The organism is Blautia marasmi (assembly GCF_900258535.1).
Lineage (GTDB): Bacteria > Bacillota > Clostridia > Lachnospirales > Lachnospiraceae > Blautia > Blautia hominis.
The window spans coordinates 3,382,853-3,402,810 of sequence record NZ_OIWX01000001.1 but is presented as its reverse complement, the minus strand read 5'-3'; the positions used below and the strand labels follow the sequence as shown (position 1 = coordinate 3,402,810).

Annotated in this window: 15 protein-coding genes; all 15 read right to left on the bottom strand. The window is 45.5% G+C overall.

Translation table 11 applies throughout. From position 1 onward, the window contains the following. Positions 1-100 precede the first annotated feature (100 nt). A complete protein-coding gene (locus C6P39_RS14640) occupies positions 101-2,167 on the bottom strand; it encodes a glycoside hydrolase family 31 protein (RefSeq protein WP_104804261.1) in 2,067 nt (688 codons plus the stop codon). A gap of 44 nt (positions 2,168-2,211) precedes the next feature. Further along, positions 2,212-3,084 carry a carbohydrate ABC transporter permease gene (locus C6P39_RS14635; protein WP_104804260.1) on the bottom strand — a complete coding sequence of 291 codons (873 nt, stop codon included), beginning with the start codon at positions 3,082-3,084 and terminating at the stop codon, positions 2,212-2,214. Positions 3,085-3,086: 2 nt separating this feature from the next. Then, positions 3,087-3,980, bottom strand: a complete 894-nt coding sequence (locus tag C6P39_RS14630) for a carbohydrate ABC transporter permease (protein WP_104805938.1) — start codon at positions 3,978-3,980, stop codon at positions 3,087-3,089. A gap of 101 nt (positions 3,981-4,081) precedes the next feature. Next, a complete protein-coding gene (locus tag C6P39_RS14625; protein ID WP_104804259.1) occupies positions 4,082-5,482 on the bottom strand; it encodes an ABC transporter substrate-binding protein in 1,401 nt (466 codons plus the stop codon). A 218-nt stretch (positions 5,483-5,700) separates the two neighbouring features. Further along, positions 5,701-6,441 (bottom strand): response regulator transcription factor, encoded by a 741-nt coding sequence (locus C6P39_RS14620; protein ID WP_104804258.1) that lies wholly within the window; start codon positions 6,439-6,441, stop codon positions 5,701-5,703. Beyond that, complete coding sequence (locus C6P39_RS14615; protein ID WP_104804257.1) at positions 6,416-8,281, bottom strand: cache domain-containing sensor histidine kinase; 1,866 nt, start codon at positions 8,279-8,281, stop codon at positions 6,416-6,418. The genes C6P39_RS14620 and C6P39_RS14615 overlap by 26 nt, the downstream gene beginning before the upstream one ends. 16 nt (positions 8,282-8,297) lie before the next feature. Further along, entirely contained in the window at positions 8,298-9,047 is a 750-nt protein-coding gene (locus C6P39_RS14610; RefSeq protein ID WP_104804256.1) for a peptidoglycan recognition protein family protein, read from the bottom strand. A 250-nt stretch (positions 9,048-9,297) separates the two neighbouring features. Next, positions 9,298-10,752 (bottom strand): IMP dehydrogenase, encoded by a 1,455-nt coding sequence (gene guaB, locus C6P39_RS14605; RefSeq protein WP_095172101.1) that lies wholly within the window; start codon positions 10,750-10,752, stop codon positions 9,298-9,300. 58 nt (positions 10,753-10,810) lie between these two features. After that, complete coding sequence (locus C6P39_RS14600) at positions 10,811-11,314, bottom strand: DUF6106 family protein (RefSeq protein WP_095172102.1); 504 nt, start codon at positions 11,312-11,314, stop codon at positions 10,811-10,813. A 102-nt stretch (positions 11,315-11,416) separates the two neighbouring features. Next, complete coding sequence (groL, locus tag C6P39_RS14595; protein ID WP_095172103.1) at positions 11,417-13,042, bottom strand: chaperonin GroEL; 1,626 nt, start codon at positions 13,040-13,042, stop codon at positions 11,417-11,419. 70 nt (positions 13,043-13,112) lie between these two features. Then, positions 13,113-13,397 carry a co-chaperone GroES gene (locus C6P39_RS14590; protein ID WP_065543099.1) on the bottom strand — a complete coding sequence of 95 codons (285 nt, stop codon included), beginning with the start codon at positions 13,395-13,397 and terminating at the stop codon, positions 13,113-13,115. A 394-nt stretch (positions 13,398-13,791) separates the two neighbouring features. Continuing rightward, complete coding sequence (codY, locus tag C6P39_RS14585; protein ID WP_018596076.1) at positions 13,792-14,583, bottom strand: GTP-sensing pleiotropic transcriptional regulator CodY; 792 nt, start codon at positions 14,581-14,583, stop codon at positions 13,792-13,794. 735 nt (positions 14,584-15,318) lie between these two features. Then, entirely contained in the window at positions 15,319-17,409 is a 2,091-nt protein-coding gene (topA, locus tag C6P39_RS14575) for a type I DNA topoisomerase (protein ID WP_095172104.1), read from the bottom strand. A gap of 1 nt (position 17,410) precedes the next feature. Continuing rightward, positions 17,411-18,289 (bottom strand): DNA-processing protein DprA, encoded by an 879-nt coding sequence (gene dprA / locus C6P39_RS14570; RefSeq protein WP_104804254.1) that lies wholly within the window; start codon positions 18,287-18,289, stop codon positions 17,411-17,413. A gap of 5 nt (positions 18,290-18,294) precedes the next feature. After that, entirely contained in the window at positions 18,295-19,821 is a 1,527-nt protein-coding gene (locus C6P39_RS14565; RefSeq protein ID WP_104804253.1) for a YifB family Mg chelatase-like AAA ATPase, read from the bottom strand. Positions 19,822-19,958: the final 137 nt, after the last annotated feature.

Genomic DNA, 19,958 nt, shown 5'->3' with positions numbered 1-19,958 from the left:
TTAAGTAAAAGAGCTGCCTGCTAAATCGGCAGCCCTTTCCCCGAAAACGTATTTGAAATATATCCTGACACGCTTTGCCTTCTACCATATCTGGTCTATTTTATACTTCTAATGTGTAGCCGTTTCTGGTGAACAGAGGAATCTTATCTAAAGGTGTTTCCACTGACACCTTCTGTCCGCCTTCATAGATCTTTTTTGTCCACGCATCGGTCCATACACTTCCTGCAGGAAGATATACTTCTTTGCTACTCTGTCCTTTTTCCATAACAGGTGATACCAGAACATCTGGACCGAACATATAAGATGTCTCATTTTCCCAGCAAGCCTTGTCTTCTGGGAAGTCATAGAACAATGGCCGCATCAGCGGTGTTCCTTTTACGTGGGCTTCCTCCATCAGCCTGCGTAGATAGGTGCGCATGGACTCACGCAGATTGATATATTTTTTGCAGATTTCATATACCTTGTCACCGTAGGACCAGATTTCGTTTGGTGCTCCTGATACACACTCTGCACCGCCTGTGGTTCCGTACTGAGGCTGATAAGGCATTCTGTAGCCGTGAAGTCTCATAACCGGACAGAACGTTCCATATTCAAACCAGCGCACCAGAACCTCGTGATAATCCTCATCATAAATATTAGCTCCAAAGAATCCGCCGATGTCTGTAGTCCACCACGGAATACCGGAAATCCCCATATTCAAACCTGCTGCAAACTGATTCTGAAGGCTCTCAAAGGTTGAATGGATATCCCCGGACCATACTAGGGCCCCATATTTTTGAGATCCGGCCCATGCACAGCGAAGCAGATTTACTACATTTTCCTGCCCCTCTTCCTTCATTCCATCGAAGAAAGTTTTTGCATACATAGCCGGATAAATATTACCAATCTGTACATTCGGTCCCAAATGATAACGGTAGTTTTCAAAATCATAAACCGTGTATTCCGGCTCTGCTTCATCCAACCAGAAGATTTTTACGCCTTTGTCATAATAATTCTTTTTCGCCTTACCCCAGACATATTCTCTGGCTTCCGGGTTGGTGGGGTCGTACTGGATGGTATTTCCCATGTAAACATTGTCAATGCGGACACCTTTTTCTACTCTGGTCAGAAGACCTTTTGCCTTCATCTCCTCAAAGTTCTCACTCTTGTAGTCCACCATGGGCCAGATAGAAACCATCAGCTCAATGCCCATCTCTTTCAGTTCTGCAATCATGGCATCCGGATCCGGCCAGTAAGTTTCGTCAAATCTCCAGTCACCCTGTTTTGGCCAATGGAAGAAATCCACTACAATAACATCCACAGGGATTTCCCTTCTCTTGTACTCTCTGGCCACTTCCAGAAGCTCCTCCTGGGTCTGGTAACGAAGCTTGCACTGCCAGAATCCCATGCCGTATTCCGGCATCATGGGAACTTTACCTGTGGCATCCGCATAGGCTTCTTCAATCTCTGCGGGAGTGTCACCTGCAGTAATCCAGTAATCCAGTTTCTTGGTAGACTGTACTTCCCAGGTGGTGATATTCTTGTTGAAGCTGACACGGCCAATAGCCGGATTATTCCAAAGGAAACCATATCCCAGTGATGACAGGGCAAAAGGCACGCTTGCCTGGGAATTTCTGTGAGCCAGCTCCAGCTCAGCACCTTTTACATCCAGGAACTTCTGCTGATACTGTCCCATACCGTAAATCTTCTCATCTGGATTTGATTCAAAACGCATGGTCAGCTGATAATCTCCGCCAATAATAGGCTTGAATTCTCTTGCTTCCACCTCAAGAGAGCTACAGGTGTCTGCAAACATATCTTCTCTGTTACGGACATACTCTTCCAGAAGAACTTCTTCTTTCTGGTTGTAAAATGTGATTTTACCGATATTATTGATGACTGCTTTGATTTTTCCGTTTACAATTTCAGCAGAATATTCATGAATTGTCACTTTCGCCTCATTAGTCGCAGGCTTTCCATCCAGCGCCCACAGCTCATCCGGCATCTGGGACATCTTGGAAGCTCTTACCCGAAAGCTGTTGGCCCCCCAAGGCTCCACAATTACCCGTTCTGCATCATAACGATAGTATAACGCATTTTCTTTTTCTTCAAAATACCCTAATAAAAAATTGTTGTCTGAGCGAAAATCTCCACTGGGAGCTCCCTCTTTTTTTGCAAAGTCCGGCATAATTAAATTTTCCTTTCTGATTGATTATTTTTGATTATATTTTCTTATTCTTTTACTGCACCTGCTGTCAAACCACCTACAATATATTTCTGAAGGAATACAAACACCAGGATAACAGGGATAACCAAAATAGCACCGTATGCCATGATACAGTTCCATTTTGTCCCGTACTTACTCTGGAATTTGTGGATGTTTGCAGTCAAAGGTCTCATGTCTGCCTTTACATTAAAGGTCATAGAGTAAATCAAATCATTCCAGCCATTCAAGAAGGCAATAACCACTACCGTGATAATACCTGTCTTGATGGTGGGGATCATAATCTTGAAGAAAGAACGATATACGTTACATCCGTCTATTCGGGCCGCCTCATCCAGAGACACAGGAATACTCTTGAAATAAGGCCGCAGGGTCACAACAATAAATGGTACAGAACCAGCCGAAACTGCCAGTGCCGGAGCCATATATGTTCCCAGCAGATGCACTTTAGAAAAAATCAGGTACATAGGTGTCAGCATTACAGAAGCCGGAAGCATCTGGGTAACCAAGAAAGTAAGCATAAAGGACTTGGTTCCCTTTACCTGATAGCGCCCCATACCATACGCAGCTGGGATACCGAACAAGAGTGACAGGCACATAGCGCAGGTGGCAATACATACACTGTTTTTCAGGGATGTTTCAAAATCCTTATCCTGAAGGTTTTGGAGCCACGGATCAATGGTAAATTCATGGGGATAGTAAGTTACCAGCTTTCCAAAGCTTTCCAGGTCTGTCTTGAAAGACATCTGTATCAACCAGTAAATGGGGAACAGGAAGAAGATTGCTATCAAAACCGCTATCACACAGTTCAGTACATTCTTACGTCCCTCTTTGGATTTCAGATATGCAATTCTTGCAGATTTAGCATTTTCATTACTCATATCTAATCATCCTCCTTGTTCAATAATCTCAGGTAGAAGATACCTACCAGGAACAGGCATACAAACAATACCATAGCGATTGCAGAACCCTGTGAAAATTCATACTGTGTAAAAGCTTTGGAGTAGGCATAGGTTCCCAGTACATCTGTGGAATTGAACGGGCCTCCGGCAGTCATGATGAACATCAGGTCAAAGGCTTTAAAGGTATAAATAAAACCAAGCATAAGTACAGAAAGCATAGCTGGTTTCATAAGCGGCAACGTAATATAAAGGAATCGCTGAAATGCATTAGCACCGTCAATGGATGCACTTTCATAGATATCATTGGAGATTCCCGTAAGACCTGATGTCAAAAGCAGCATATTGAATGGAATACCTACCCAACAGTTTACTGCAATGACTGCCGCCAGAGCAGTTCCTCCGCTCACCAGCCAGTCCACTGGACTTGATATAATATGCAGCTTCATCAAAAGGTCATTGATAACACCGCCGTCCAGCAGGAACAGGTTCTTGCCAAGCAGAGCTGTTACGGACATAGGCATCATATATCCCACCAGCACCAGACCACGGATAGGTCCGGCAAAGGTAAATTTCTTTGAAAAGAATAATGCAAATAAAAATCCAATGGTAAACTGTACCAGCAGACAGGCAAGTGTAAACACGATTGTGTTTTTAAATACCAGCTGGAAGGTAGGATCTGCAAATAACTGTTTATAGTTGTCAAAACCAACGAAAATTGAAGCTCCTGAGGCCAGGTTCTTCACATTTACATTTTTAAAACTCAAAATCGCATTATAAATCAACGGGTAACCACAGATTGCAAGCAAATAGATAAAACCGGGAAGAATAAAAATATAAGCCTCTCTTCTCTTCTTTGCGGCCATGTCGAGTTTCATTTCCACGCACCCCTTTCCGTTTTTGTAATCCTCATATATCAACAAAGGAGTCCCAGAATCCAGTCGGATTCCAGACTGATTCTGAGACTCCTGTTCCACTCTTATTCGGCAGACTTAACGTCTTCTGCAACTCCGCCGCCTGTTGATAATTCCGGAAGCGGGTCTTCTGCTACAATGGGTGCGATCTTGCTGTCGGCTTCCTTCAAAGCGTCTTCTACAGATTTGTCACCTAACAGAGCCTGCTGTGTAGCTGTGTAAAGAGCTTCGGAAAGAGTAGGCCACTGAGCGTGAGGTCCACGTGCTCTTGCATAGTTCATAGCGTCATTGAATACCACATATCTCTCATCTGTTGTCCACAAATCTTTCAGAGGAACTGCGTCTTTACGAACAGGAAGTTTTGCTGCCGCTGCAGTAAAGTCTGCATTATTCTCTGGATTCATAAGGAATTTCAGGAAATCAACACATTCAGCTTTGTACTCTGTGCCTGTGCAAACACCAAAATTCTCACCACCGATTGTGGAAGCATATTCTTTGTCTTTTGGAAGAAGAGTATATTTGTAATTAAATGCACCGTTGATCTTCTCATCAATATCAGCTAACTGCCATGTACCGGATTCAAACATCGCTGCTTTCCCTGCACAGAAAGCGTTGTAAGCTTCAGACTGCTGCCAGTTAACCACTTCTTTGCTCATATAACCGTTCTTAACCAAATCTGCCAGGAACTGAACACCCTTTGTAGCCTCCGGGCTTGTCAGATCATCAATGTTTCCGCCTGCAGAATAGATCCACGGAAGAATCTGGAATGTACCTTCCTCTGTACCAATAGCACTCATTGCAAATCCGTACACACCGTCTGCTGAATTGGTAGTTGCTTTACAGGCCGCTTCAAACTCTTCCCATGTCGTGGGCGGGTTTTCAATACCTGCTGCATTCAAAACGTCCATATTGCAACAAAGTGTCAGACAGTTGGAGTTGTTAGGAAGTCCGTAATATTTTCCATCTGCATCTTTACAGCTTGAAAGGGGTCCCTCATAGAACTGCTCTAAGTCTTCCCATCCCTCAATGTCTGATGTGATGTCTTCAAAAACTCCCAGGGATATGTAGGATTCCATATCCGGAGAGTCCACCATTCCAATGTCAGGAAGTTCTCCTGAAACTGCACCGATGGTGTACTGGTTCATAAGTTCCTCACGTGACACATAAGTACAAGTAATATTAATCTTGTCCTGGGACTGGTTGTATTTCTCCACAACAGCCTCCAAGTCCGGAGCCTCATGCTCAAAATAATGCCAAAGTGTCACTTCAGCACCGCCATTTGACTCACTGGAAGTTTTTGTCTCCTCGGCATCATCATCTGCAGTGGTGTCATCAGCAGATGTTTTGTCATCAGACTTGGTATCTGTGGAGGCTGTGTCATTGCTACCTCCGCAGCCCGTAACCAGGCTTCCTACCATAGCACCTATGAGCAATAAAGCCGCGATTTTCTGGAATCTTTTCTTCATACCTATTTCCTCCTTTATTTCCCGATTTAGGATGATATTATTATAAAATCAACCTGCCATTTTAGTAACTCACAATTTTAAGATTTGGGGTAAAATCTTAGGATAGGATTTTAAGATTGGAGTAATTTTTTAATATAACTCCAAAAAAACGGAAGAACAGCATACATTTTAACCACATTTCTGTGTTTTGCACACCATTCTCCCGTCACATTGTATAATCATCTTTTATTATTTCTGATATATTCCGTCGTTCCGCACCCTACCACTTCCCGGAATACTTTATTAAAGTACTTCGGATCTGAGAATCCTACGCTGTAGGGTATCTCTTCTTTTGGAACGCCTCCGCTCACTAAAAGCTTCTTTGCCACCTCTATTCTGTAGTTTTTAAGAAAATGGGAAAATGTTTCCCCCACATCCTTATTAAATAGATAACAAAGGTATTCCTGAGATATTCCCAGGTTCTCGGCCAGCTCCTTCTGACTGATTTTGGAGGCATATCCATTTTCAATAAAACTTAATGCCTTGCGCACCAAAGGATGTACATCGGGATAACGCTCCCTCAAATTTTTTTCTTCGTGCACGCCAAAGTCTACTCTAGAGCTGTCCAGCCGTTCCATAAGTTCTTTCACTTCATCATAAGTGATTGGCTTTACCAAATACTCCTTAACCCCCAGGCTTATAGCCTGTCTGGCCACATCAAAATCCTCATAAGCGCTCACAATCACATATTTCACCATAATGCCGGCAGCACTTGCCGCTTTAATCAGCCCCATGCCGTCCAGATACGGCATCTTTAAATCTGTAAAAACTACATCCGGCTTCACTATCTGAATCAGTTCCAATGCCTGCTTCCCGTCAGAAGCTTCTGCCACAACCTCATATTGGTCTGATATAGACATCAGCAATGTTCTCAGGCCTCTTCTGGCACGTTCCTCATCCTCTGCAATCAACACTCTCATTACGGATTTCTCCTTTCTCTGCTTTCTCCGGCTCCGGAAGGATAAAAGTCAGCCTTGTGCCCTTTCCCTCCGCGGTTTCAAGCTTCATCTGCATCCCTTCCCCATAATGCATTTTCATTCTGGTAATGACATTGGAAATTCCAATACCAACCTCTTTTTCCTTAGCCACCATGGGATTTTCTATAATCTCATTGATCACTGCACTGCGCATACGACTCATTCCACATCCATTATCTTCAATGGTAATCTTCAGATACTCCTGATATCCTTCTCCTGTAATGTGAATAAACCCACCCTCTTTCATACCTTCAAATCCATGAAGGATGGAATTCTCCACAAAGGGCTGGAGCATCAGCTTTCTGCAAGGCCAATTGTCATAGTCTGAGTCAAAATCTATCTGGTAATCAAATACATTTCCCAGTCTCTCCTTCTGAAGAAAAAGATACTGCTCTATCCAGGTGATTTCCTGGAACATGTAAACATTCTGATGCTTCTGGTCAAAGGTATACCGGAGGATATTAGAAAGTTTCTTGAGCAGAACGGAAACCTTATAATTCCCACTGTCAATAGCTTCATAATTAATGGCATTGAGGGTATTGCAGATAAAATGTGCATTAATTTGAGACTCCAGGGCCTCTCTTTCCGCCCTCTGCTTCATCTTCATGGATTCTATCATCTGTTCATGCTGTTCTGTTACCTTTGCATTGGCTACCCGGATAGAATGAAGCATTTCATTATATTCCTGGGCAAGCTGCCAGATTTCGTTTGTTCCCTCAATCTCTATTTTCTCTCGCATATCACCGCTTTTTACCCGACTGATGGACTGGCTGATTACCGCCACAGGCTTCAGCGTTCTTCTAGTGGTCCAGATAAGAATACCCAATATCACTGCAATGCCCAGAATATTCAGATGGACTGCTTTATAATACATGGAATTTACTTTTGCCTTCAGAATATCCTCATCTATAATACCGTGCAGAGTCCATCCGTAAGTTCCCACGGATGTTTCCAAATCAATAAAATTGGCTTCTCCGAACAACCGGGCAGCACTTTCCTCCAGATACTCTTCATTTGTGTGAAGCAGGATTTTCCCTTCATTATCCTGGATAAATCCCTGTATGGATTCATCCCTTTGTCCCTGGTTCAATTGTTTCAGAAGAGCCTGAAGCGGCTGACTATAATAGGAAATCACCAGCATATACTTCATATTTTTATAATCATATCCGTTTTTCAGTGGAAACGCAATATGTATCAGTCCCTGATCCTTAATATTGGGATGCAGGGTGGGTTTTGTTACTATACTATAACGGGGAAGTTTGTTATCCGCATTGCGTACCTTAACATCCTGAAAAATGTCTGTGATATTTTCCCTGTTCTCCTCATTCCATATGCCCTTGCTTTTTGCCGATCCCACCTCATTTCTGTCAAACTGGAATAAAAGTCCGTTATCATCTACAATCGCCAGCCCTGCAATGGAGCTTGAGTTGTGGGAAGCACTTTTAAGTGCACTCCTCATAAGCATAGTATCAGAGGCATCCACATTCTCTGTCCCAACGTAACGTTCTATCTCCTCTACCAAACTTCCGTCTACTACAATGCTTGAACCAATACTGACGAAATTTTCCATTTGGTTTTCAATATTTTTATTCACCGAATAGAGCAAGGCTTTTTCCGTATCATAGGTGTTATCCAGAAGATACTGGTAATACTCATTTTTCAGATAACCCATCAGCACAAGAATGATAAGCAATGTGGATGCTGAAATAATAAGTGCAAATGGGCACCACATATGCTCCCTGTAGTAACGAATTATGCGTTTAAACACGTGCTCCCTTTCCACATTTCTTTCCCCCTAATCATTTGTCCCCTTTTGCCTTCAATGCCTCGTCTACTTCTTTCTGCACCACCAGGATCTGCCCGTCCACATCCTTTTTGAACTGTTCCCAGGCATCCGGATGGTCTACAAAGTATTTGGGGCAGATTTTCTCTGTCACGTCATAATGGCGGATAACATCACTGCTCTCCAGGCCGAAACGGTAGCAGAGCCATCCCACCAGTTTGACCAGAGAATCATATGTTGCCTCCGTAAATTCACCGGTCTCGTCCTTGTGACAGCACTCAATGGACAGCGTATCATCATTGCGTGAGTTGGATGCATAGGCAATCTCTGAGCTGGGGATACACTGGACGATCTCCCCCTCAATGCCTATGACAAAGTGGCTGCTTACTTTTGTCTCATGGCTGTCTTTCAGTCCTTCAAAATAGTTTCTGTTTTCCGCTGCCGTACTTCCCGGATTGGCCGTATAGTGCACTACGATACCCTTTATCTTCTTCAGGGGGATACCGGGCCTTGAGTATTCATTCACATCCAGCAGATTGACCTCAAAAGGCGGCGCCCCTATAAAACTGCCGTTCTCCTGCGTAACCTGTGCCTCCAGCTTATCCAGCCTGGCATCCTCTGCCTTCCCTGTCACAATTTTTATGACCCCTGCTGCAAAAATAATCCCCAGAAGAACCAGGCCAAAAAGCATAAGCCTTCTGTTTCTCTGTTTCCTTCTGTTTACCCTTCTGTAATCTCTCCTGCTATGACCTCTCCTTTGTCCCATAAGCGTTTCTCCCCATTATCTATGTACTTTTCCCGCAACTGTTTGTCCCCACTATCTATGTACTTTTCCCGCAACTGTTTGTCCCCACTATCTATGTACCTTTCCCGCAACTGTTTCTCCCCACTATACAGCGGGGTGTACGTTTCTCTTCACGGCTGACTTCCCCTGCAAAAGGCAAAAGGCTGTTGCCACTTTAGCAACAGCCTCTGTTCTTGTATCTATAGGAGATACACAATGCCCGTGCTTCCTATTATTCGTCTACACTGTAATTCGGTGCTTCTTTTGTAATGTGAATGTCGTGCGGATGAGATTCTTTCAGAGACGCAGCTGTGATCTTCACAAACTGTCCTGTCTGTTTCAGAGTCTCAATATCTTTTGCTCCGCAGTAACCCATACCGGAACGGAGACCACCCACTAACTGGAAGACTGTATCCTCCACATGGCCTTTATAAGCAACTCGTCCTTCTACGCCTTCCGGAACCAGTTTCTTAGCATCCTGCTGGAAGTAGCGGTCCTTGCTGCCGTTCTCCATTGCGGCGATGGAGCCCATACCGCGGTAAACTTTGTATTTTCTTCCCTGGTATAACTCAAAGTCTCCGGGGCTTTCGTCACATCCTGCGAAGATACTGCCCATCATGCAGACATTGGCCCCTGCTGCAATGGCTTTTGTCATATCTCCTGAATATTTGATACCGCCGTCTGCTATGATCGGAATGCCCGCCTCTTTTGCTACAGCATAGCACTCCATAATAGCCGTGATCTGCGGTACGCCGATACCTGCAACCACACGTGTGGTACAGATGGAACCGGGACCGATACCAACCTTCACAGCATCCACACCGGCCTCGATCAGGGCTTTTGTTGCTGCTCCGGTTGCCACATTGCCTGCAACTACCTGCAGATTCGGATGTTTTGCTTTGATCTCTCTGACAGCTTTGAGAATGTTGGCAGAATGTCCGTGTGCAGAATCCACAACAATGACATCAACCTGTGCCTCCACTAATGCGTCCACACGGGCCATAACATTGGCTGTGATGCCTACTGCGGCACCGCACAGCAGTCTTCCCTGCTCGTCCTTTGCGGATAACGGATATTTAATCTGTTTCTCTATATCTTTAATGGTAATAAGACCTTTTAAGTTGAAGTTTTCATCGACAATCGGAAGTTTTTCTTTTCTTGATTTTGCGAGGATCTTTTTCGCTTCCTCTAAAGTTACGCCTTCTCTGGCTGTGACCAGATTCTCTGATGTCATGCTTTCTTTGATCTGCTTGCTGAAGTCCTCTTCAAATTTCAGGTCGCGGTTGGTGATGATTCCCACCAGCTTCCTGCCCTCTGTGATCGGAACACCGGAAATACGGAATTTCGACATTAAATTGTTGGCATCCTCCAGGGTATGCTCAGGTGAAAGGTAGAAGGGATCTGTGATAACACCGTTCTCGGAACGCTTTACCTTGTCCACCTCGTCCGCCTGTGCTTCCACAGACATATTTTTATGGATGATACCGATACCTCCCTGTCTCGCCATGGCGATCGCCATACGGTATTCGGTAACGGTATCCATCCCTGCACTCATCATCGGAATGTTTAACTTCACTTTTTTTGTCAGATTAGTCGACAAATCAACTTGATTGGGGATCACTTCAGAATATGCCGGAACCAGCAGCACATCGTCGAAAGTAATGCCTTCACCAATAATCTTACCCATTTTCGTTCTCCCTTCGTTTGTTTATAGTAAAATAATATAACAAATTACGACAAACCTGTCAATCCGTAAAAACTTTTCTCGGACAGCTTTTTTCAATATTTTTGATCAGTTCCATGTCCGGCTCGATCAGCACTTTACAGACTTCTTTGTCGTCAGGGATGATCATTGCATAAATCTTATGGGATGGATTTCCGGATGAAAAATCGTAAACTTTAATATTTTTATTGTGGTTCTGGTAGTCCAGGCGGTGTGACTGCACGGGAGCCATAAGTTCCATTTTTGAAAGATCCAGGCTCTTGATCCTCTTCCTTTTTGCTCTGGAAGCGATCCTGTCAATGTCCAGCTCTCCGTTCACATAGAGATATTCAAATTCCAGGTCCAGGTTCGGCAGCAGAAAATACGCAGCCACTCCCAGCACTACAGCTACAACCAGGGCAATGGGCGTAAATAAAATACCGACAACTGCTGCCAGTACGATCAATGCGATAACCAGTACCTTGATTGCTTTCTCCTTTATGGTCTGCTCTTTTTTCACGAGCAGTTCTGAGTACGCGTCGTTCATGTTTTCCTCCTTAGGTATCAGCTTTTGCTTATAAGTCTATCACAAAGAAATGCCGGTGTCCATATGACACCGGCATAAGAAATGTGAATTTTCTATTATATATTACATCATTCCCATTCCAGGAGCACCGCCTGCCGGCATAGCCGGTGTTTCTTCTTTGATGTTGGAAACAACAGCTTCAGTTGTCAGCAGAGTACCTGCAACACTTGTTGCGTTCTGCAGTGCACTTCTTGTAACTTTTGTAGGATCCAGGATGCCTTCTTTTACCATATCCACGTATTTCTCGTTCAATGCGTCAAAGCCTACACCTGTCTCAGCTTCTTTTACTTTGTTGATGATCACAGAACCTTCCAGGCCTGCATTTGCTGCAATGTGATACAGAGGAGATTCCAGAGCTTTCAGAACTACTCTTGCGCCTGTCTTCTCGTCTCCATCCAGTCCGGCGATGAGTTTCTCAACTTCTTTGGATGCATGGATATAAGCAGATCCGCCGCCTGCGATGATACCTTCCTCAACCGCTGCTCTTGTAGCGTTCAGAGCGTCTTCCATACGCAGTTTTGCTTCTTTCATCTCAGTCTCAGTAGCAGCACCTACACGGATAACTGCAACGCCGCCAGCCAGTTTTGCAAGTCTTTCCTGTAATTTTTCTTTATCGAATTCAGATGTTGTCTCAGTGATCTGATGTTTGATCTGAGCGATTCTTGCATCAATATCAGCTTTGTTTCCTTCGCCGTCAACGATAACTGTGTTTTCTTTCTGCACTTTTACAGATTTTGCACGACCCAACTGCTCCATGGTCACGTCTTTTAATTCCAGACCCAGTTCGTCGGAGATAACTGTACCATTTGTCAGGATTGCGATATCCTGCAGCATTTCTTTTCTTCTGTCACCATATCCCGGAGCTTTTACAGCAGCTACGGAGAAGGTTCCTCTTAATTTATTTACAATCAGAGTTGTCAGAGCTTCGCCCTCAATGTCCTCTGCGATGATCAGCAGTTTTGCACCAGATTTAACGATCTGCTCTAATACAGGCAGTAAATCCTGGATGTTGGAGATTTTCTTGTCTGTGATCAGGATATACGGATCGTCCAGAACTGCTTCCATTTTATCCATATCTGTAGCCATGTATGCGGAGATATATCCTCTGTCAAACTGCATACCTTCTACCAGGTCCAGCTCTGTCTTCATGGTTTTGGACTCTTCGATGGTGATAACACCGTCGTTGCTTACTTTATCCATAGCATCTGCAACCATTTCTCCCACTTCATCATCACCTGCGGAGATAGCTGCTACTCGTGCGATCTGGTCTTTTCTTTCAATCTTACCGCTCATCTGCTGAATGGCATCAACTGCAACTTCTGTTGCTTTTTTCATACCTTTTCTCAGGATGATAGGATTAGCTCCTGCTGCCAGGTTCTTCATACCTTCATTTACCATTGCCTGTGCCAGAACGGTTGCTGTTGTAGTACCATCACCAGCTACGTCGTTTGTCTTGGATGCAACTTCTTTGATCAGCTGTGCGCCCTGATTTTCAAATCCGTCTGCCAGCTCGATCTCTTTTGCGATAGTCACACCATCGTTTGTGATAAGCGGAGCGCCGAAAGATTTATCCAGAACAACGTTTCTTCCTTTCGGTCCTAAAGTTACACGAACAGTGTCAGCTAACTGGTTTACACCACTTTCAAGGGCAGCTCTTGCTTCTGCACCGTATTTGATTTCTTTTGCCATGATTCGATTCCTCCTGAAATTAAAAAATGTCTATTTCTGTTTTCTAGTTTTATTCTTCCCCTGCTGCCTGTTATTTTACAACGGCAAGGATGTCGCCCTGTTTCACGATGATGAACTCTTCATCGTCCAGCTTCACTTCTGTGCCGGCATATTTAGAGTAGATCACCTGATCGCCTGCAGCTACTTCCATTTTAACTTCTTTGCCGTCGATCACTCCGCCCGGTCCTACTGCTACCACTTCTGCCTGCTGCGGTTTTTCCTGTGCCTGGCCCGGTAACACGATCCCGGATTTTGTGGTCTCTTCTGCAACCAACTGTTTTAATACAACTCTGTCTCCTAATGGTACTAATTTCATATCTATTGCCTCCTTTTAAAATTCTCTGCTTGTTATTAGCACTCATTTGATTCGAGTGCTAACCGTTAGTCATATATTAGTGAATCCGGCGCATTTCTGCAACTTCTTTCATCTGCGAATAATCAAGTCAATACTAATTATTTCTTATTTTTACTCGATTATTCTCTTGTTTTCTCATCTTTTTAATTTTCATTGAATTTTATATTTATTTTAGAATCTTTATATTTCCGCATGAAATCCCCTTCCAAAGGGATGATCCATAGCAAAAGTTTAGCCAAAACCCGCCCTCTGCATACAGTCTTTCCCGGAAAAATATAAAAACCCAAAGAAAACCGGAGGTTATTTCCTACTATATGAATAACCTCCGGTTTTCTTGCCCTAAATCACTGTTTAATTACTGCTTTTTTACCAGCTTGCGCTTTTTGATCTCTTCCAGCTCATCAAAGATCACTTCATTGAGCACTTTGATATAGGTTCCCTTCATGCCTGAAGACCTGGATTCAATCACTCCTGCACTCTCAAACTTCCTCAGTGCATTGACGATCACAGAACGGGTGATCCCCACTCTATCGGCGATCTTACTTGCCACCAAAATCCCCTCGTCCCCATCCAGTTCATCAAAAATATGGATGATCGCTTCCAATTCTGAGAAAGAAAGCGTATTGAATGCAGATTTCACTACCTGAATCTTCCGGTTCTCCTCTGCATTCTCCTCATGTACAGAGCGCATCATCTCCAGACCCACAACGGTTGTGCCATACTCGCTCACAATAATGTCCTCGATATCGTACCCCTTCTGATCTCTGTACATAAAAAGGGTACCCAGCCTCTCACCTGCAATATCGATCGGACTGATAATTGCCATATACTTACTGATGTTCTCTCCTTCAAATCCTAATGTCTGAAGATTCACATTCTCCTTTGTCGACAGCACGCCAAGCAGACGCTCATTGAGCAGTTTATCAATATAACCGCCCACTTCACTGTCAATCAATTCCGTAATCTCCTCCACACCCGGACAGGTACCCACACCAAGCACCTTTCCTTTCCGGCTGATAACCAGGATATTGGAGTCTAAAGTCTCCACCATCACCTCACAAATATCGTTGAACAGCACCTTAGAAGAATTGTTGTTATGAAGCAGTTTGTTAATCTTTCTGGTTTTATCCAATAACTGTACGCTCATAGCGACCTCCTTTCACTCTATTCCTACAGAATATAACCGCTAATTTCTATTCTCTATATCCTTTTTTATTTTAACACACAATTATTCTGAAATCAATGCATGATTTTTTTATTTTCTGTCTATTTATCTCTTTCCCACAAACTTAACTTTCAAAACAATTGAAATTTCCCCGACTTCCCTTTCTTTCCCCGCCTGTCAAATACTTTCCCCTTTTCTCCAACTCTTCCCCCACCAAACACACACCACTTTATCCCACCACTTCCTCCATCCGCAGACCTTTTCTAACTGCCAGACACCTGCCGCCTTATTATATCACTTCCCCCTCTGCAGGCCTTTTCTCACTGCCAGACACCTGCCGCCTTATCCTGCCACTCCCCCATCCGCAATTTTTTTCACTACTCTACGTCCGCAGGTTTTTCCCACTACCAGATACCTGCCGCACAAAGTCCCTGGAGGGCATTGGAGGCAGATGGCTGGATGGACTTATGGGAAAAAGCGGGAAGAATGGGTGATAGAATTTGCTTCACAAAAGCAAATTCTAAGGATAGTTGAGCAGACAAAACATCAGTTTTGTCTGCGGTTCTATCCGGTTCACCCATTCTTCCCGCTTTTTTCCATTAGTCCATCCCCATCTGCCGACTGGCCTCCAGGGACTTTGTGCGGCAGGTATCGTCCGCCTTAGACAACCACCCGCCCAGCCACATACCTCATTCAACAACATTCAGCCCCTAATTCCTATGCCTCCTGCTGCACCTCCTCTTTCTTACGCACCATCACAAACCCACAATGCTCATCCGCACACACAATCTTATTCCCCTTCTCCAGCATATACCCTCCGCAATTCGGGCACTTCTCCTTAGAAGGCTTCTGCCATGACATAAACTCGCATTCCGGATTATTCTCGCACCCATAATACCGGCGCCCTTTCTTACTCCTGCGGAGTACCACATCCTTCCCGCAAACAGGGCAGGGAACTCCAATCTTCTCCAGATAGGGCTTTGTATTCCTGCAGTCCGGAAATCCGGGACACGCCAGGAATTTCCCGTGAGGGCCATATTTGATCACCATATTCCGCCCGCACAGATCACAGATCACATCTGTCACCTCATCCTCTATCTTGACTTCCTCCAGTTCCTTCTCAGCCGTCTGCACTGCCTCCTCAAGGTCAGGATAGAAATTCCGTATCACAGTCTTCCACTGCACGATCCCTTCCCCTACACTGTCCAGCAGCTCCTCCATGGTGGCAGTAAAATACACATCCACAATACTGGGGAAAGATTTCTTCATAATATTGTTAACGACTTCGCCCAGCTCCGTCATATACAGATTTTTATTTTCCTTTGCCACATAACGCCTGGCAATAATGGTGGTGATGGTGGGCGCATAGGTACTTGGGCGTCCGATTCCCAGCTCCTCCAGCGCTTTTACAAGGGCAGCCTCCGTATAATGTGCCGGCGGCTGTGTAAAATGCTGCTGCTCATGGAAGCCCTGGAAAGAAAGCTCTGTACTCTCATCCAATCCCTTAGCCAGAAAAGCGTTCTCTGTCTTTTCCTCATCCTCCTGCACATAGACAGCCATAAAACCGTCAAATTTCAACTTGGAGGCAGCCATCGTAAAATAATACTCCCCGCCCTTGATCTTCACAGACGTAGTCTCGTATTTGGCATTCTGCATTCTGCTGGCTGTGAACCGTTTCCAGATCAGCTGATACAGCCTAAACTGGTCCCTGCTCAAGGATTCCTTCAGGGAAGCCGGCGTCCTTGTAATATCTGTGGGACGGATGGCTTCATGGGCATCCTGGATTTTTTTCTTTTTGTCATCCTTCTTCTCCTGGGTCAGTGTGTAATCCGGCCCGTACTGGGAAGTAATGTACTCATGGGCGGCTGATTCAGCCTCCTCAGAGATTCTGGTGGAGTCTGTACGCAGATAGGTGATAACACCCACGGTACCGTTCCCCTTAATGTCAATGCCTTCATAGAGCTGCTGCGCCAGGCGCATAGTCTTCTGTGTGGAAAAATTCAGCACCTTGGACGCTTCCTGCTGTAAGGTACTGGTCGTAAATGGAAGAGGCGGTTTTTTGCTCCGTTCGCTCTTCTTTACCTCAGCCACCTCATAACTGACGCCCTCAAGTCCTTCCAGTATCTTGTCCAGCTCTTCCCTGGAACCGATGCTCATTTTTTTGCTTTTATTTCCATAGAATTTGGCGATCAGCGGTTTCTTTTCCCCTTTTACGGCAAATTCTGCGTCCAGTGTCCAGTATTCCTCCGGAATAAATGCATTGATCTCATCCTCCCGGTCACCGATGATGCGCAGGGCCACGGACTGTACACGGCCTGCACTTAAGCCTCTTTTTACTTTTGCCCAGAGTACGGGACTGATCCTGTAACCAACCATACGGTCCAGCATTCTTCTGGTCTGCTGTGCATCCACCAGGTTCATGTCAATATCGCGGGCCTCTTTAATAGAAGCTTTTACTGCAGTCTTGGTTATCTCATTGAATGTGATTCTACGCATTTTCTTCTCGTCCAGTTTCAGCGCTTTGGACAGATGCCAGGAAATGGCTTCCCCTTCACGGTCAGGGTCAGTTGCCAGATATACCTTGTCCGCCTTTTTAGCCGCCTTGCGAAGCCCCGCCAGGATATCCCCCTTTCCTCTGATCGTTATATATTTAGGTTCGTAATCATTCTCCACGTCGATTCCAAGCTGGCTTTTGGGAAGATCCCGCACATGTCCGTTGGACGCCATGACCTCATAATTTGAACCGAGAAATTTCTTGATTGTCTTCACTTTCGCCGGTGATTCCACAATCACTAAATATTTCGCCATCTCAACCTCCCGTTCTGGCATAATAATTTTTGACTGGCTCTGCTACAAGCCCCTTCAATTCCAGTTTCAATAATATTTCCTGAATTTCCCCAGGATTTAGTTCTACCTGAAGGAAAATCTCTTCCAGATATTTTGGCCTCAAATCCAGACAACTATACACCATTTCTTCCCGGCTTGCAAGCCTAAAGTTTGATTTTGCTTCCAAATCTGCTTTTAATTTATCTGAGATCTGAAGTTCATTTAGAATAATATCTACGGAATTTGCAATGCCTGCACCTTCAAAGATCAGGTTGTTGCATCCCTCACTGAGGGCATCTCCCAGGCGCCCGGGAAGGGCATAGACGCTGCGCCCCTGCTCCAGTGCAAAGTTCACAGTGATCAGGGAACCGCTTTTCCTTCCCGCTTCTATGACCAGCACCAGATCCGCCAGCGCGCTAATGATCCGGTTCCTTCTGGGGAAATGATAGGGAAGGGCCGGCGTCTGGGGTTCATACTCTGAAAGTATGCCTCCCTGAATTGGAATCCTTCTATATATATCCATGTTCTGCCTGGGATAACAGATATCCACCCCGCTACCCAGAACCGCGAATGTTTCCCCGCCCCCGTCCAGGGCACCTCTGTGTGCCCAGCCGTCCACACCCCTGGCCATACCGCTTACGATCTGGATCCCGTACCGTGACAGCTCTTTTGCAAAATAATATGCCTGGGAACTGCCGTAACTGCTGCACCGCCTGGCTCCCACGATCGCCACACTCTTTTTTTGGCTGTCAGGAAGCTTTCCCTTCACATATAAATATTCCGGCATGTCCTCAAAATATCTGAGCTTCTCCGGATATGCCCTGCCCGTTTTCGGACAGCAGAAGATTTTCTCTTTTTCCATGTACTTTATACCTTCCTTTTCTCCAGGCCCCTGTAGCAGACTGCCTCACTGATCTGTGCCTCCTTGATCTCTTCCTCACCGTCCAGGTCTGCAATGGTACGTGCTGTCTTTAAAATCTTATGATAAGCCCTGGCACTTAAATTCATCATTTCGTAAGCTTTTTCCAAAAGACGCCGGCCTTCCCGGCTGACACTGCAGTATTTTTCCACCTGTTTCCCGGAAAGTTCCGAATTATAGCAGATACCCAGCCCCTGATACCGGTCCTGCTGTGCCAAAAACGCTTTTTCTACCTCTTTCATAAGCTCTGCCGAACTCCGGCCTGTGTTCCCGCCGGAAATCTCCCGGTAAGTCATACAGGCCGCTTCTGCGCAGAGGTCGATTCTGTCCAGTATGGGGCCGCTTAATCTCCCCGCATACCTGCTGATATCCCTGTCTGTACAGGTACACCGCTTCAGATCCGGGTACCTGCCGCAGGGACAGTGGTTCATGGCAGCCACCAGCATACAGTGCGCCGGAAACTCATAAGAGCCTCCGGTTCTGGCGATCATCACCTTATGCTCCTCCAAAGGCTGTCTCAATATTTCAATAGAATTGTGGGAAAACTCGGGAATTTCATCCAGAAAAAGAACCCCTCTGTGGGAGAGTGTGATCTCCCCCGGCCTTGGGATCCTGCCGCCTCCGGCCAGCGCCTGGGGAGTAATGGTATGATGAGGGGAACGAAAAGGCCTTGCGGACATAAAGGGCTGGTCCTCCGACAAAAGCCCTGCAACACTGTAGATTCTGGAAACTTCCAGACTCTCCTCCCTGGAAAGCTTTGGCATAATGGTGGGGATCCTGCGGGCGATCATAGTCTTGCCCGCCCCCTGGGGACCGGTCAGAAGTAAATTGTGAAACCCGGCTGCCGCGATCAATGCCGCGCGTTTCACGGTTTCCTGTCCCTGTATTTCTCCAAAATCCACATTGTAAACAGGTTCGGACAACTCCTGGTTCCCATACGGCATCTGTTCCCTGACACCCCAACGCTCTTTTCCTGACGCGTCTAGAAGATCCTGCAGGGATTCCACCCCCAGAACCCTTATCTTTCCTGTTGTCAGCGCCTCCCTGCAGTTACTTTTGGGCACAATGCAGAGCCAGCATCCCTTTTGTGCCGCCGTCTCCGCCAGAGGAAGGATTCCTCTTACCCGGTTCACCCTGCCGTCCAGACTTAGTTCACCGGCCAGCATGACCCCTTTCAGTTTCTCCTTCTCTATGAAGCCAAAAGCTGCCAGAAGTGCTGCCGCAATAGGCAGGTCAAACCGGTTCCCCTCCTTCCTCACATCCGCTGGCGCCAGATTCACCGTGATCCTTTTGGGCGGCAGGCTGATCTTTGTATTCCTGATCGCTGTCCTTACCCGTTCCTGAGCCTCCTTTACCTGGGAGGACAGATACCCCACCATGTTAAATACAGGCAGGCCGCTGCTCACATCCGCCTCCACCCGTACCGGGACGCAGTCCACCCCGCAGATTGCTGCCGACATCACACTGCTGAACATACAGATACTCCTTTCCCCCGCAGCAGGCAGAAATACCCCTTTCGGTGCGGGTATAAACATTTTCAATTTTAAAATATAAGTTTTGAAATATCGGTGGAATCACCTGGAAAGAAATGCGGGAACCCGCTTTCTGACTT

What these genes read in the sequence shown, in the direction of transcription:
- C6P39_RS14590 (WP_065543099.1), bottom strand. Translation starts at nt 13,397, where the DNA reads ATGAAATTAGTACCATTAGGAGACAGAGTTGTATTAAAACAGTTGGTT.
- topA (WP_095172104.1), bottom strand. Translation starts at nt 17,409, where the DNA reads ATGGCGAAATATTTAGTGATTGTGGAATCACCGGCGAAAGTGAAGACA.
- C6P39_RS14630 (WP_104805938.1), bottom strand. Translation starts at nt 3,980, where the DNA reads ATGAAACTCGACATGGCCGCAAAGAAGAGAAGAGAGGCTTATATTTTT.
- codY (WP_018596076.1), bottom strand. Translation starts at nt 14,583, where the DNA reads ATGAGCGTACAGTTATTGGATAAAACCAGAAAGATTAACAAACTGCTT.
- C6P39_RS14635 (WP_104804260.1), bottom strand. Translation starts at nt 3,084, where the DNA reads ATGAGTAATGAAAATGCTAAATCTGCAAGAATTGCATATCTGAAATCC.
- groL (WP_095172103.1), bottom strand. Translation starts at nt 13,042, where the DNA reads ATGGCAAAAGAAATCAAATACGGTGCAGAAGCAAGAGCTGCCCTTGAA.
- C6P39_RS14565 (WP_104804253.1), bottom strand. Translation starts at nt 19,821, where the DNA reads ATGTTCAGCAGTGTGATGTCGGCAGCAATCTGCGGGGTGGACTGCGTC.
- C6P39_RS14620 (WP_104804258.1), bottom strand. Translation starts at nt 6,441, where the DNA reads ATGAGAGTGTTGATTGCAGAGGATGAGGAACGTGCCAGAAGAGGCCTG.
- guaB (WP_095172101.1), bottom strand. Translation starts at nt 10,752, where the DNA reads ATGGGTAAGATTATTGGTGAAGGCATTACTTTCGACGATGTGCTGCTG.
- C6P39_RS14640 (WP_104804261.1), bottom strand. Translation starts at nt 2,167, where the DNA reads ATGCCGGACTTTGCAAAAAAAGAGGGAGCTCCCAGTGGAGATTTTCGC.
- C6P39_RS14625 (WP_104804259.1), bottom strand. Translation starts at nt 5,482, where the DNA reads ATGAAGAAAAGATTCCAGAAAATCGCGGCTTTATTGCTCATAGGTGCT.
- C6P39_RS14610 (WP_104804256.1), bottom strand. Translation starts at nt 9,047, where the DNA reads ATGGGACAAAGGAGAGGTCATAGCAGGAGAGATTACAGAAGGGTAAAC.
- dprA (WP_104804254.1), bottom strand. Translation starts at nt 18,289, where the DNA reads ATGGAAAAAGAGAAAATCTTCTGCTGTCCGAAAACGGGCAGGGCATAT.
- C6P39_RS14600 (WP_095172102.1), bottom strand. Translation starts at nt 11,314, where the DNA reads ATGAACGACGCGTACTCAGAACTGCTCGTGAAAAAAGAGCAGACCATA.